General features: G+C 47.8%; 15 protein-coding genes and 3 pseudogenes. 4 read left to right on the plus strand and 14 right to left on the minus strand.

What is annotated here, in order from left to right:
* Window positions 1-67: 67 nt before the first annotated feature.
* The 5 genes and pseudogenes from AB1E37_RS25980 to AB1E37_RS26000 all read right to left on the minus strand — a co-directional run bounded on the left by AB1E37_RS25980 (window position 68) and on the right by AB1E37_RS26000 (window position 2,141).
* A complete protein-coding gene (locus tag AB1E37_RS25980) occupies window positions 68-190 on the minus strand; it encodes a Hok/Gef family protein (RefSeq protein ID WP_085842394.1) in 123 nt (40 codons plus the stop codon).
* A pseudogene (locus AB1E37_RS25985) lies at window positions 138-287 on the minus strand (DUF5431 family protein); the annotation flags it as partial. The gene AB1E37_RS25980 and the pseudogene AB1E37_RS25985, both read right to left, overlap by 53 nt.
* Before the next feature lie 284 nt (window positions 288-571).
* Window positions 572-1,057 (minus strand): GNAT family N-acetyltransferase, encoded by a 486-nt coding sequence (locus tag AB1E37_RS25990; RefSeq protein WP_021312536.1) that lies wholly within the window; start codon window positions 1,055-1,057, stop codon window positions 572-574.
* A pseudogene (locus AB1E37_RS25995) lies at window positions 1,045-1,116 on the minus strand (hypothetical protein); the annotation flags it as partial. The pseudogene AB1E37_RS25995 and the gene AB1E37_RS25990, both read right to left, overlap by 13 nt.
* Window positions 1,117-1,172: 56 nt before the next feature.
* Window positions 1,173-2,141 (minus strand): IS5 family transposase, encoded by a 969-nt coding sequence (locus tag AB1E37_RS26000; protein ID WP_004225014.1) that lies wholly within the window; start codon window positions 2,139-2,141, stop codon window positions 1,173-1,175.
* A gap of 33 nt (window positions 2,142-2,174) precedes the next feature.
* Between AB1E37_RS26000 and AB1E37_RS26005 the strand changes: the two are divergent.
* Window positions 2,175-2,939 (plus strand): annotated as a pseudogene (locus tag AB1E37_RS26005) (kinase); the annotation flags it as partial.
* Between the two features lie 131 nt (window positions 2,940-3,070).
* Here AB1E37_RS26005 and AB1E37_RS26010 read toward each other — a convergent pair.
* The 8 genes from AB1E37_RS26010 to AB1E37_RS26045 form a co-directional block, all read right to left on the minus strand.
* Entirely contained in the window at window positions 3,071-3,718 is a 648-nt protein-coding gene (locus tag AB1E37_RS26010; RefSeq protein ID WP_014386537.1) for an EcsC family protein, read from the minus strand.
* Between the two features lie 26 nt (window positions 3,719-3,744).
* The gene (locus AB1E37_RS26015; RefSeq protein ID WP_004902235.1) at window positions 3,745-4,500 is read right to left on the minus strand and encodes a DUF2971 domain-containing protein; all 756 of its coding nucleotides are present in this window, start codon (window positions 4,498-4,500) and stop codon (window positions 3,745-3,747) included.
* A gap of 100 nt (window positions 4,501-4,600) precedes the next feature.
* On the minus strand, window positions 4,601-4,993 hold the full coding sequence (locus tag AB1E37_RS26020; RefSeq protein ID WP_032442757.1) for a hypothetical protein: 393 nt from the start codon (window positions 4,991-4,993) through the stop codon (window positions 4,601-4,603).
* 104 nt (window positions 4,994-5,097) lie between these two features.
* Window positions 5,098-5,637: a hypothetical protein gene (locus AB1E37_RS26025; RefSeq protein WP_004902239.1), complete on the minus strand. Its 540-nt coding sequence runs from the start codon at window positions 5,635-5,637 to the stop codon at window positions 5,098-5,100.
* Window positions 5,638-6,671: 1,034 nt separating this feature from the next.
* Window positions 6,672-7,154: a GNAT family N-acetyltransferase gene (locus tag AB1E37_RS26030; protein WP_048333033.1), complete on the minus strand. Its 483-nt coding sequence runs from the start codon at window positions 7,152-7,154 to the stop codon at window positions 6,672-6,674.
* Window positions 7,145-7,423 (minus strand): DUF1778 domain-containing protein, encoded by a 279-nt coding sequence (locus tag AB1E37_RS26035; RefSeq protein WP_004902250.1) that lies wholly within the window; start codon window positions 7,421-7,423, stop codon window positions 7,145-7,147. Before AB1E37_RS26035 ends, AB1E37_RS26030 begins: the two co-directional genes overlap by 10 nt.
* 121 nt (window positions 7,424-7,544) lie before the next feature.
* Complete coding sequence (locus tag AB1E37_RS26040; protein WP_016946198.1) at window positions 7,545-7,757, minus strand: hypothetical protein; 213 nt, start codon at window positions 7,755-7,757, stop codon at window positions 7,545-7,547.
* 107 nt (window positions 7,758-7,864) lie between these two features.
* Complete coding sequence (locus tag AB1E37_RS26045; protein WP_032437747.1) at window positions 7,865-8,206, minus strand: hypothetical protein; 342 nt, start codon at window positions 8,204-8,206, stop codon at window positions 7,865-7,867.
* A gap of 905 nt (window positions 8,207-9,111) precedes the next feature.
* Here AB1E37_RS26045 and AB1E37_RS26050 point away from each other — a divergent pair.
* On the plus strand, window positions 9,112-9,426 hold the full coding sequence (locus AB1E37_RS26050; protein WP_040210113.1) for a hypothetical protein: 315 nt from the start codon (window positions 9,112-9,114) through the stop codon (window positions 9,424-9,426).
* Window positions 9,427-9,668: 242 nt separating this feature from the next.
* On the opposite strand, the gene AB1E37_RS26055 is transcribed toward AB1E37_RS26050, so the two are convergent.
* A complete protein-coding gene (locus tag AB1E37_RS26055) occupies window positions 9,669-10,151 on the minus strand; it encodes a hypothetical protein (RefSeq protein WP_227508891.1) in 483 nt (160 codons plus the stop codon).
* Window positions 10,152-11,378: 1,227 nt separating this feature from the next.
* Between AB1E37_RS26055 and AB1E37_RS26060 the strand changes: the two genes are divergently transcribed.
* Window positions 11,379-12,263, plus strand: coding sequence for a RepB family plasmid replication initiator protein (locus AB1E37_RS26060; protein ID WP_004186900.1), 885 nt, complete (start codon window positions 11,379-11,381; stop codon window positions 12,261-12,263).
* 160 nt (window positions 12,264-12,423) lie between these two features.
* The gene (locus AB1E37_RS26065; RefSeq protein ID WP_180297167.1) at window positions 12,424-13,380 is read left to right on the plus strand and encodes a hypothetical protein; all 957 of its coding nucleotides are present in this window, start codon (window positions 12,424-12,426) and stop codon (window positions 13,378-13,380) included.
* Window positions 13,381-13,584 lie beyond the last annotated feature (204 nt).

Raw genomic sequence — 13,584 nt, forward strand, 5'->3', positions numbered from 1 at the left:
AAGGCGCTTCAGGCATGTCGGATCAACACAGCCCTGAAAAGGCGGGGTCTCCCCCGCCTCCAGGTTGCTACTTACCGTTGGATTCGTAAGCCAGGCTTGCCGCGACCTCCCTGTTCCCGTCCTTTAGCCGGACTTCGCATAAGCGGTTCCGGGTCAGGCATGTGAATATCAAGAGCGTTAAACACACGATTAATACGCACCAGACCAGGGCGTTTCGCGGTAGCTTCATGGCTTTCTTCTCCTTGCAAATTGCGCGGTAAGAGGCCATACTGGTGTTGACTAGACATTCAGTGGGCCTCGTGGTGTACTGACCCCAAAAAGTTGGACAGATTAACCGAGGCATCAGAGAAAGAGTCCATTTAATACATGGGCTCTTTTTTGTTCCCTATAATGCTAAATAATCAATTTCGCAGCTGTATTATCCATTCCACAGCATTCCTACTGCACGTGCATTCTTGTCTAGCCAATAACTCGTTCACCATCTTCTCACATGAAGTATGTCTATTGAACTAACCGCATGCGCACTATTTAATTATTGCTCATAAAGTTCCGAACAAAAGGTCCTTTCGCATTACTGAGGGAGTCTGAGGAACAGTGTCCGCGGCTGAGTTTGTGATGGTTTGAAACCATGGTGAATGTAGAAATTTTTGGCTTCTTCTGTGAGCGCATGAACCATGATTGCACGTACACCTATATTCTCGGCAACCCGATAGCAACGAAGTACTGCATCATGAAGTAAATCAGCGCCAAGCCCTTTTCCGCGCAATGAGACATCTACCGCCAGGCGAGCGAGTATAATCACCGGTATAGGATCTGGCATGTTACGCCGAAGACTGCCTGTCGCTTCCGTATGGTTAACGCTACCGGTGGCCAAAGAGTAAAAACCAGCTACTTGCTTCGTACCCTTCTTGCAAACAACGAACGTTCGGGCAGCGCCAAGAGCTTGATTTTTTAAACCTCTCTGTTTTAGCCATTCATCGAGGACTGTCTCTCCACTGACGAACTCAGCCAGCTGATGAGCGCTGGATAACGGCTCGGGCGCGGTTATACGTCCCACTGAGGTTTCCTTGCCAGTAGTTTATTAATGGCGGGCTCATCCTCGACTGGTGCATCGAGCGGCTTTGTTGAATAAATAAGATTTCGTGCGAACGACCCTGTAGCTGGCTGGATTTTCAGGCAATACGCACGCTTTCTGGCATCCCAGCCTTTGTCATCCTGTTCAACGCACGCACCATGGCCATAGCTTCCGCTACCTGACCATCGTAGTCACGCAGCGTCAGTGAATCTCCCAACAACTGCTTCATTCTGTACATTGCCGTTTCCGCTATCGAGCGACGGTTATATTCCGTTGTCCATTTCCACCGTGCATTGCTTCCGCTCAGCCGCTGATTAGCAACGGCACGGTTGCGGTCTGCGTACTCACCGGGCCAGTAACCTGCTCCTTTTCGGGGAGGAATAAGCGCGCTGATTTTTTTGCGGCGCATTTCATCGTGACAAAGCCGTGTATCGTAAGCCCCGTCTGCCGCGGCTGCCCTGATTTTTCTGTGAGTCTGCCGGATAAGGCCCGGGAAGGCTTCTGAGTCCGTGACGTTATTCAGCGACAGGTCTGCACAGACAACTTCATGTGTGTTGCTGTCAACAGCAAGATGCAACTTTCGCCAGATACGACGGCGCTCTTTGCCGTGCTTTCTGACTTTCCATTCGCCTTCACCAAAGACCTTCAGCCCGGTGGAATCAATCACCAGGTGTGCGATTTCACCCCGGGTGGACGTTTTGAAACTGACATTAACCGACTTTGCCCGCTTACTGACACTGGTGTAATCCGGGCAGCGCAACGGAACGTTCATCAGGGCAAAAATGGAATCAATAAAACCCTGCGCAGCCCGCAGGGTCAGCCGGAATACGCGTTTAATCACCAGAACGGTGGTGATGGCGAGATCAGAATAGCGCTGGGGCCTTCCTCGTGATGAAGGCGTTGCCGACTCATACCAGGCCTGAATCGCCTCATCATCCAGCCAGAAAGTGAGGGAGCCACGGTTGATGAGAGCTTTGTTGTAAGTGGACCAGTTGGTGATTCTGAACTTTTGCTTTGCCACGGAATGGTCTGAGTTGTCGGGAGGATGCGTGATCTGATCCTTCAACTCAGCAAAAGTTCGATTTATTCAACAAAGCCCATGTACCTTCTTTTCCGGCACCCGTTACGGGGAGGAAAAATTCACGATATCGATGATGAGGTCAGGGATGAGGCGCTTTCCATGGGAGAGCGGGCACTTTTTATCGAACACCCGACTGACAGAAGCAATGCAGTAAAAGTTAATCAGGTCTCATCGTTTTCGCTCCCGTGGGCAGATCCTCAGAAAATCCCGTACACCATTATGGGGCCCTACCTGAAACCTCTCTTCGACCGGGCTTTTATTGACGGGTTGCATGATCCGTCGAAGCGCCCGACAGCCGATGAATGGGAGAGCGCCCTGGTAAAAACCGTCGATCTCATCCAGCCATGCCAGAACAAGGATTGTGACCAGAAATGGTACGTTTTCAATGGCAAGACGAAACCCGTTTGTCCCTACTGCGGTACACCCTACAAAGGCAAACTCCCCATCCTGAATCTGTATTCGTCGAGAAAGGCTGGAACTTTCAGGCCAGATGATCACCGGCTTATGGTGTGGAGCGGTCAGTCATTATATGCATGGCACGTCAACCGACTGATTGCTCCTAACGAACGAACCACCGATGAGCAGAAGAAAAGGGTTGGATATTTCGTCTTCCATAATGACCAGTGGTGGCTGGTTAACGAGGGGCTTAGCGGGCTCATATTACTTCCCGATCGGAAAAAGGTCGGCATTGGTGAAAAGTTGCTGCTGGAGGACAACACCCAGTTCATCCTTTCTTCAGAGGATGGTGGGCGATTGGTGGTGGTTCAGCTTTTGAATAATTAGATATATTCTCGACAATTGATATCATAACGTTAATATAAGCCCACCTTTTGGTGGGCCATAAATTTCACGGATAAAACATTGCGGCTTTACTGTTTCTTCAAATTAAGTAAGCCTCATGTTCAGTCTTGTCATTAGATATCGTTAATAATATTACCTTCAATGAAGGTCTTTCTTGCTATGTTACCTACAATATTGGTTGAAACCCCATCAAAAGTTCCACCAATAACTCCGCCTACAAGTGGGATCATTTTACCTAAGTTAATAGCACCTTTTTCACCAAACTTAGTGAGGAGTCTGAAACCTACACGCTTATTGATAGCTGTTATTGTTTCTCTTGAAATGTTCTTAATTAACTGTGTGGATAGTTTTGAACCAATGACAATCCCTGTGCCCTTAAGAATGTCTTTTGCAGCATTACCAGCCAGGCAAGAATAAACAAGTGCTTTTACACGATCGTCCTTTACGTCATAACCACCCATGATGGCAATTGTTGTTATCATACTAATCTGGACATACATCACTGTCGCGATACTTGCTGGAATTGATACAGGTAGAGTAATAATACCTCCAAGTCCGGACACAAATCCGGTAGTGGCAGATTTTGTATTTTGCCATCTAATGAGGGAATTGACCTTTTTTGTTAGGTCCCCTTCACCCTTCAGGTAGTTTTCAGCCATCTCATAAGAAGAGTTTGTTCCCGGAATGGTTCCATCCAGTGCTTTATCGTAGGCCCAGTTGAGAGCCTGCATGATTTTTCCTTCATTAAGTTTGCTTGCCATGTTATCATCCTGTTAATATATTGTTATCACATTTTTAGGCGTGGAAGATCCAATTTATAAAGATCTGATTGTATTATATTTGTGGTGACACCCATGCCCTGAATTTCCGCCCGAAGATTTAAAAAATCTGAACTTGATAAACGTGGGTCAAGGCAGATTTCCTCAAAAAGCTCCTCAGGAGTTATGTTTATTTTATATAGCCCCCCCCTCCCATGTTTATGACCTATATCATCGACAATCAGTCTGATTTCATTTTCATGGGAAAAGGCAGTTCTTTTTGTACATAATACCTCCGCGAACTGGGTGTTTTGCCCGCCGAGGATGAATTCAGAAAATGTGGTTGAATTCATGAATTCAATTATCTCTTCTTTATCTTTATAATTAACCTTTCCAATAAAATATTTTAGACTGCAATTTGTGTCAGAAGTGTCATATAAGGTCAAGAATAGTTTTCGAATGGTTGTTTTTACTCTAACACCCCGTTTTTCTGGGCTGTATATTCTCCACATTGCATCAGTGTCTTCGTTTTCAGTCCAGCACTGACCATACCACGAATTACAAAGGCTTTCCAAAGACCCGAATTCGCCATCATCAGAAACCACTTCAGTTTTAAGAAAGAAGTTTTCATATGGATCATCCCACATAGAAGGTTGAACCAATACCAGTTGATTTGTAGTAATTAGTTCGATAAAACGTTCGTAACTAAATATCCTATAGACAGGAGTGTCAATATTATTAATATTTATTGCGTTTTTAATGAATTTTTCTAGATCATTGGTCATTAACACTATCCTTTTAGTTGTTATTTCTGTCTATATCTTCAGGGTGACTTAGAAATGCTTTGTGTACAATTATAAAGCTTCTCATCTTTACCCAGACTCGTTACGTTATAATTAACAAGGAGCGATACTGTTTGCTCATATATTTTTTTTGGGTTTCTGTTACCGGATATTCAATTATATATGTATAAATCATAACATTACGATTGTTTTCTGTCGTATTAATCGCCCTTATAGGAGGTATACTAATATTTGTAACCTGAAGACCTCGAACTGTCCGGTTGTGTTGCGCCGACAGGCCCATCCCCTGAGCGACAGGAACACCGTCCTTTACCACAAAATACTGAATGGTATTTTCATCTCCTCCGGTATCGAGGATCGTTGTTGTGTAACCTCCTTCACAACTTGCAACTGCTTTTGTTAAATGTTCAGCCGCGAACACTGACTGGAATTTGCAGGCAAGTAAAACAACAACTATCGCGAGTTTTCTTTTCATTCCGTTCTCTTAATGATTGTTTTTCATTGAAAATCGTCAAAAAATCGTTGATTTTAATGAGACAAAGCCTTGCTGCAAAGAAAAGTGTGTTGGATACAATGGTATCATTCCAGGCTGTCGATCACTTCCCCCCATTTTTCTGCGTTGTTGAAACTCCCGCTCGATATACAGTTGTTGTGATAGTGGACTGCATATTTGACTCGCAAATTCTTAATCATCTCAGCATGTGCTGTACAAAAAACAAGATAGACAATAGCAACGATGACCTGCTCTGGGCCAGTTCCAAGATGAGCTATTGCTTTTCTGAATGAGGGGGCTACATCTTCAAGAAGGTATGTGACGCCAGGGTTCTTCCTGCCCACATATGAGTTTTCTGACCTACGACCTTCATACTCCATCTCAAACAGACGGAAAGGAAGATTACCCAACACCCCACGAGCCGAATGATTAAACGCAGACGCGCGATCGTAAAATTCAATGACAAACCAGTAAACATCTTGCTCGGTGGGGAGCTTACTTCCCAACTGTCGGGCCAGTTGTGCCGCCAAATCCATTGTCTGATCATCTGTCTCAGGCAATTTTGTTTTGACGCCACCAATCACAAACTCATTTTTATTCAAACCAAACCAACTTCCTATACCCATGTTGCCCCCTCAATAATGTCTTAAGATAAATGTATCAGATCTATTTTTCTGCCTACCTACCATAGTCGGTATCCTTGTGGATACCGAGGGAAAAGGTTCAAGCGCTCGGTACCTGGAGAATGGCTGAAATAAGCATTTTAAATGGTCTAAAACGGGTGCTGGTTACTTCAGAGTTAACATCCCCTCAAATCAGCATTATCCTTGAATAAAACGAGGGCCGCTAGTTAATCCGCCTGGAAGTATTGCTGTACTGGCTAGTGTTGTCAATGAGCAGGGTTAATGTCCCTGGTTGCGATTTGCAACCTCCAGATTCTTCAATGAACGTCTTTTAGCGTGCTATGTCGTTCACGTCTTACAAAGTTTAGTTGGATGGTAAACACAAGAGTGGGTGTATACTCCCCTATCAATATCTGGCTCACTTAAAGGTTAAGCGTCAACCCATGGGAAGATTGTCTAATGCATTACTCATTTCGCTTATGTACACAGCACTAGCGATTATTCTTGATGCAGTTAGCATCTACTATTTCAAGCTGAACGCCCCCGTAACTGTCGTAATTACGACGTTTTTGGCGGTATTCGGTTTAACGTTCGAATACCTGCATGCGACAAAGAGATCAGAGCTGCGATTCGCTGAGAGACGTAAATTACAGGTGGAGTGCGCGAAATTTTCCATGATGTGGGATGTACTAGATTCGGACACGAAACTACGTTTTTACAAAAAAGTCGATGGAAATAGTGAATCCAGTGAGTTTAACCACAGATACCAGCTATTGCAGAACGAAATTCGATATTGGGAAAAAGAAATAGAACGGCTACGTTAATCAGATCAAGAGTGACAGGGGCTCGCCTGACACTAAGCCCATCTCTTCTTTAACGTTGATAATGTCCCACTCCATGCAGTGTAGAGGAAAATGCATAGATAACTTCAACGATTCACTTCTCAACAGCACACCGTGGACTCCGAGTCGCACCAGAAACGTCCGATCGTAAGAGACTGTTGGCCGTTCACGTACATACTCACCACAGAAAACCATTCAGACTTTTATCGGGAATAACAATGTCAGCGTGTTGACTATGGAAGGCTCAAAGCCAAAACGGGTGTAAAAACATTTAACTTCTTCATTCAGCGCATGCACGGCCAGTGCTCTCACCCCGACCTGAAAGGCTATGTTTTGCGTACGGTATATAGCATCCTTAAGAAGTGCGGCACCAAGCCCATTTCCGGCCCAGGCCTGGTCGATGGCAAGCCGTCCCAAAACAATGACTGGAATGACATCAGGCGCGTTGCGTCTATAGGCCCCAGGCACTGTGTTACGGTGGACGCTACCCGAAGATAAACAATAATAACCGATGACCCGGTTAGTGTTTTCTGCGCAGACGACATAGACACGGGAAATGCCGGTACTGTGGTTTCTGAGAGCCTTCTTCTTTAACCACTCATTAAGGGCAGGCTCCTGGCAGCAGAACTCAGCGATGTTATGTTCAGACATCAGGGATTCAGGCGCTCTCATTCCCATGGTGATTTGCGGTTCATCAGGTTATCGATTCGCGCCTGGCGCTCCGGTGTTATTGGGGCGTCAAGCTCTTCAATAAACGCCTCAAACTGATTGTCATTGAGGAGGAACAGGCGTTGATCAAGCAGAATGTCCTGTGCCTCCCTGCAGGCAACCTCAAGCATAAAATCAGTCCGTGATTTTGAGACCAGGCTTGCGGCCATGTCGATCAGGTCACGCTGTGATGTTTTGGCCCGGATATTAATCGGAGCTTCACGAACGTCTGGTTTCATAGATACCTCATGTGTAGCAGATTTATACACGATTATAGCCTTTGTATATAGAAACGCTATACAAATCTGGCACACTTTCGTCGATCAGAAACACGAGCCGCGTTGTATCATCATGCATCTTTCAGGACTTATAAAGTTGTATCCAGCTGATAATTTCATCAAGCTGCTGGTTGTCCAGTTGGCCGCAGTTTTCAAACACCGCTGCAGCTACGATACCCTGCATTCTCTCGGTTGACGAACCTACACCAGCAACCGCTCCCATTCCCTGTCTTCCATCATCTGTCAGCACTCCTCTGCCGCTGCCGGTAAGAAACTGCTTCGCTTCGATGCTCATTTATTTTCTCCATAACATAGTAGGTGTTAATTCTGTTAAAGCGCTCGCCCCTCAGGCCAGTTCGCCACTTTCGGTGATAAGCGTGAGAACAAGCCGGGTATTCACACTCAGAGAAATGGGATCTCAAAAAATTTATGGATGGTTCGTTTTTTATCGATACGTGCCTGTCGCCACGTCTGTAAGTCCGGGCCTGTGTCCGCCATCCTGACGGCTTCAACAGATAATACCTTATATTTGCCCTGCTGCAGTGGCACGCCAGGCCAGCGGCGTATGGGGGCGTCTATCCACAGACGGGAGTTCTTAAGTTGGTCGACGGTGATCCATTTTTCTGACCATGCATAAAATTTCTGGCATCGCAGCTGATAGCATCGCTCTTCTTCCCGTCTTTTCCAGTCGCTGTCTACAGCAAACGTTCGGAGATCAATAAGAATCTCATGGACTTTGCCCATACCTGCTCTTCCCCGGAATGTCGTCAATATCCAAGGTATCAGGTCATGGCCGTAACGACCAGCAGCTCCAGGGGGAATAGTCCGGCCAGTACCGGCACCTTACCCTGAATTGATGTCTACTGTATGCGATATATTTGGGAAAACTGGCGATGGCTATTCTCCTGATTCTGATCGCCGGCAAGCGTTCCAGGCAGCAAAAGAGCCTGCGTAAGACAACATACCCTTGAGGGTCCTGACCTTCAACGTGCCCGACCCGGCCCCCGCCGCGCGGACGAAAAAAAGAGAAAAAATAAAAAAAAAGAAAAAAAGAATATGCCGAAAATGTGCACAGTCGCGACCCACGCAGAGCGTGGCGCTCCGGGGCAAAGGCTTTGCAGGGCTATAAGGCATGTTGTCTTACGTTTTGAGTGTGATAGTCCGATCCCACCAGCTTTCATGAATTGTCCCGCCGGGTGGACTGCTATAAAGTGCATACCAGCACTGCAGCCCCTGCCGGTGATGATGAATAATTCCGTCCGGCGAGTATTGAGCAAGACCTTCACTACGTATTAAAACCTGGAACTCCGGGATGACGATGCCTGAGGTGATTTACCACCGTGAGTAAAAATTCGTTTATGGCGCCAGCAGCTGGTACCTGGCAGAGTTAAGTTCTTATCGCAAAGGATGATAAAAATGAGCCATGGCAAATGTGAGCCGACAAACACGAATGCCGCCGATTACAAGCTGTACGCGCGATTCGATGCTGGTGAAACGCTTGAAAGCGTTTTAGCCTCTCCTCCGACCACGAAGCACAATAAAGTAACTTCTGAAGGAAACATCAGGACTGAACACAGAATGTGGATAGCGTGGAGAAAGAAGCATCCCAGACCACTCTGATTATCAGTGACGATTAATAAGGATAAAACATGCGAACGACAAGTATCACCCTGTGTCTGGTTTTGGCGAGTTTTGGTGTATCCGCTAAAATCCTTGCAGACCCAGACCTTACTTACCAGGCAAATAAAACGTGTGCTAAACGAGATGTACTGGAACTGAAAGTCCCTTTAGAAGCCAATAATCCCTCCTCCCCCACATGGGGTTTGGACAAGGGCATGGTGCAGGCCACAATTGACGCACTGAAAGAAAATCCAGACATCGCCCCGACTGACTCTGTAGCCTGCCAACAGGCTGCAATAAAACAGTATCGGGCTGGGCAAAAACACTACAGTAAGCTCAGGTAGCTGCCGTGATGCCCACCAGCTGAAACCTGTGTGTGGTATAAAAACCCCGTAGCGCTGGTGCAAAACAGACCAGCGCATTCCAGTTCTCAATCCCCTTCTGTGAAGTAGGCCCCTGTCGCATTCAGACCTGAATAACCGTGCAGGGAAACATGTCAGTAAGCCATCTGGATACAAAAACTGGTGGTATAGCCACTTTAGCGTAATGCTAATGTATGCGTACATTAGCATTAAATTTATGTTATTTACCCTTCTCCCTTCCTGGATGCCTTAACCAGGGTCTGATAGTTGCGCTTTACCCGTTCAATTTCCGCCAGAGTTGCTGCCCAGTGCAGCTCTGCTGCATGACGATATCTGGTTGCCATTTTTTCAACGGCCTCCGGCGTACTGTCAACGCTGCGGTGCTGCCGTCCCTTCACCCCGAAAATTTCCACAATAAGCCACTGGCTACCGGTTCTGCCGAACAAGGCCTGGCACAGCCGCTTCACGGCAAGCGGGGTCAGATCCGGGTCGGGATCATACGCGATGGTGGCAAAAATAAAACGCAGCATCTCAGAGGTTTTGTAGCGTTTTACCGCTGCCGCCAGCCGGGCAGCTCTTTGCGGCGCTTCCCAGCGGTCGTCGCTGTAACCTGCCACTTCAGAGAGATAGTCCTTCTCGAGTTGTTTAGCCGTGTAGCAACGTCCTCCCAAAAACATCCGCATAGCTTCTTTCGTTTCAGCTCTCACGAATCTTGTCCTCAGCCAAAGCTAATGTACGCATACATTAGCATTAAGTATCAGGTTAAACAAAAACCAGGAAACCGATCTGATTCAGTGCAGGTGGCTGTCTCTTTTGAATTATCGCTTTTGCGTTCTGGTATACAGGTTACCCCTCCCCCCTCTTTTCCCGCTGGTCTACTGTAGTCGACACAAAAGACAGGAACTGCGGTATGTCCTGATAATATTGTTTGAGTTTTAATCACGAAGCAGAGGGTATCGCATACAGTAGACACAACGCAGCCAGAATAACGCTCGATGTAAAATTTAGATCGTTGTCGCCTGCAGTAGACATTCCTGGTATCGACTCTGGTGCATCCAATACTGACCCGTTCCCGGATCATGGCAGAGCATCCAGTAGACACGGTATGGAAGGACGTCAGTCCTCACCTTTCCGTCTGTTTTGACTGTGTCGGAGACGACGGTTGCGGTTATTGTTGATGCCTTTGGCCGTCAGGTGAATACCTGTCAGTCAGGTAACTCTGTCGTTACATTTGATGCCCGAAAATCATAATTACCACATATTAATCCGGGCATTCCGGAAAATTGTGCCTGCCTGAAGAGTGTCAAACGATACCTGTCTCCCCTCCTCTGAATTATCTGCTCAGTCGAGAACCTTGACGATCGGGTGATTCAGTTTCGGCAAATGGCAGCATGATAATGTCAGCCAACAGCGTGCTGGTGAATTTATTGTCGGGCCAGACGAATTCTGTTTGTCACTGCATACTGCATGCCGGGCAGAGGAGTGAACAACGATCGAACTGAAACAGTTGCAGCGTCGTATGGAGAAAGAATGGGTTGGTTTCAGGCGGTGCTTCGGTCGGTTTCAAACAGTGTCTGACCGACTTCTGGTAAGTTTCTCCCTTGCTGTCTGGTGATTCTGTCTTGCCCGGATTGTTGACTATTGATGATGGTGTTTATCCACAGCTTAGAATAATAACAGAAGCTTAACTAAAGCTAAGAAAAGGACAAAAAAGACTAATAAAAGAATAACGTTTTAGTGAGGCCTTGAACTACGGGGCTCTCAGGCCATCTCTGTCAACGCTGGCGGGTATTCTATCATTGCTGGCGGGTGAACCATCATCGCCAGAGGGTATACCATCAACGCTAACGGGGCAATTATCATCGCCAGAGGGTAGATTTTATCAACGCCAGCGGGTAATCTGGTAAAAATATCCACATCTGGGATTTTATAAAATGGCCAATGATAACAATCAGTTAGCGCTAATTATCACTGAGCAAGATAAAAGTTCTGGTGAAGTTATACATTTGGTTCCTAACTCAAAACAGAGTATTCAACCTAAATCGCTACTGCGATTGGGGGTCTTTGTTCCGACAGTCAAGGATGGCAGCGACCCTATGGCACGAGGTCATGTCATCGATGCAACGACTGAGTTGTGTCGTCTTTCTTCTATCGCTGGAGAGGGGTACGAAAAGATTAGTATTTTTGGGCCCAGGCTTGATATGGATACGGATTTCAAAGTCTGGCTAGGGATCGTGGACACACTCGCCAACACGTTTCTTGAGCCTGATGGGACTGTTAGGGTCAATTTTATCGATTTTGCTTTCAGTTGTGGGCTTGCTACAAAACGAGTTGATTCAAGGTTAAGGAAACGTTTTAGCGACTCACTGACACGGATCCAGCACACCCATTTCCAGTTCATCAAAAACTCAACAGTAGAAGGGAAAAAAGTAAAGATCGACATGAGCCTGGTGTCTACTTCTTACTATGATGAGGGAACCGATGAGGTCATTATCAGGCCAAATCCGGATTTGAATACTCTGTATCGTGTCGACGGGAAGACCCGACTTTACTTAAAAATATTGAAGACCCTGTCGCGAAAAGAATCAGCCCAGGCACTGTATCTTTATCTAGTTGAATTACCTGACCATTTTTATCGCATTGGATTCGACCGCTTAAGAGAACGGTTGCAGCTGACTTCACACAAAGGTGCTCAGAATGCGACGATAAAAAAAGCGTTAGAGCAACTGGATGAAGCTGGTTTTTTAAAATACACGATAGAAAAAAATCGTGGGGATTATGTACTGGTCATTCTTAGTCGAAACAAAAAAGTTACCTGAGTTATTTAGGTAAAATCAGTCATTTACATTACACACTGACTCCAGAGTGTAGTTTCAAGAGTTCGGGTTTTTAGCTAACGCAGCAAACCGCACCAGGTAATTACCCTCCAGGGATGAGGCTTTACACCAGCAGCACCCTGTTTACCCGCCAGCGTTGAGGATGACCACCAGCAGCGACCACGCTTACCCGTCAGCGTTGAGGATGGTCACTGGTATCGCCCCTGTTTACCCGCCAGCGTTGACGGTGACCACCGACAGCGGCCACGCTTACCCGCCAGCGTTGAGGATGACTACCGGCAGCGGTCCCGTTTACCCGCCAGCGTTGAGGATAGCCACCGTCAGCGGCCACGTTTACCCGCCAGCGTTGAGGATGAGCACCGGCAGCGGCCACGTTTACCCGCCAGCGTTGAGGATAGCCACCGTCAGCGGCCCCGTTTGCCCGCCAGCGTTGAGGATGAGCACCGGCAGCGGCCACGTTTACCCGCCAGCGTTGAGGATAGCCACCGTCAGCGGCCACGCTTACCCGCCAGCGTTGAGGATAGCTACCGTCAGCGGCCACGCTTACCCGCCAGCGTTGAGGATAGCCACCGTCAGCGGCCACGTTTACCCGCCAGCGTTGAGGATAGCCACCGTCAGCGGCCACGTTTACCCGCCAGCGTTGAGGATGAGCACCGGCAGCGGCCCCTCTTACCCGCCAGCGTTGAGGGTAGCCACCGTCAGCGGCCCCGTTTGCCCGCCAGCGTTGAGGATAAGCACCGCGGCGGTCCCGTTTATCCGTCAGCGGTCACGTTTGCCCGCCAGCGTTGAGGATGAGCACCTGCAGCGGCCCCGCTTACCCGCCAGCGTTGAGGATGAGCACCGTCAGCAGCCCCGCTTACCCGCCAGCGTTGAGGATAAGCACCGTCAGCGCCCCCGTTTGCCCGCCAGCGTTGAGGATGAGCACCGGCAGCGGCCACGTTTACCCGCCAGCGTTGAGGATAGCCACCGTCAGCGGCCACGCTTACCCGCCAGCGTTGAGGATAGCTACCGTCAGCGGTCACGTTTACCCGCCAGCGTTGAGGATGAGCACCGGCAGCGGCCCTGTTTGTCCGCCAGCGTTGAGGATGAGCACCGGTAGCGGATCCGTTTACCCGCCAGCGTTGAGAATGATTCCCCTCTACCGACCCCGTTAACACGCCAGCTTTGACACTACCAGCGACTACAGTCGACATTAAAATCGCCGTGCCCTGCTGCAGCGTGATATACGCCCGGCTGGCATCAAAAGAATCTTAACCAAACAGCACACATCCAGCGGTACAGGAGGCCAGGTTTAACCCGGGGC

Source organism: Klebsiella sp. Shm-1 (assembly GCF_040804525.1).
In the GTDB taxonomy this organism is placed as follows: Bacteria; Pseudomonadota; Gammaproteobacteria; order Enterobacterales; family Enterobacteriaceae; genus Klebsiella; species Klebsiella pneumoniae.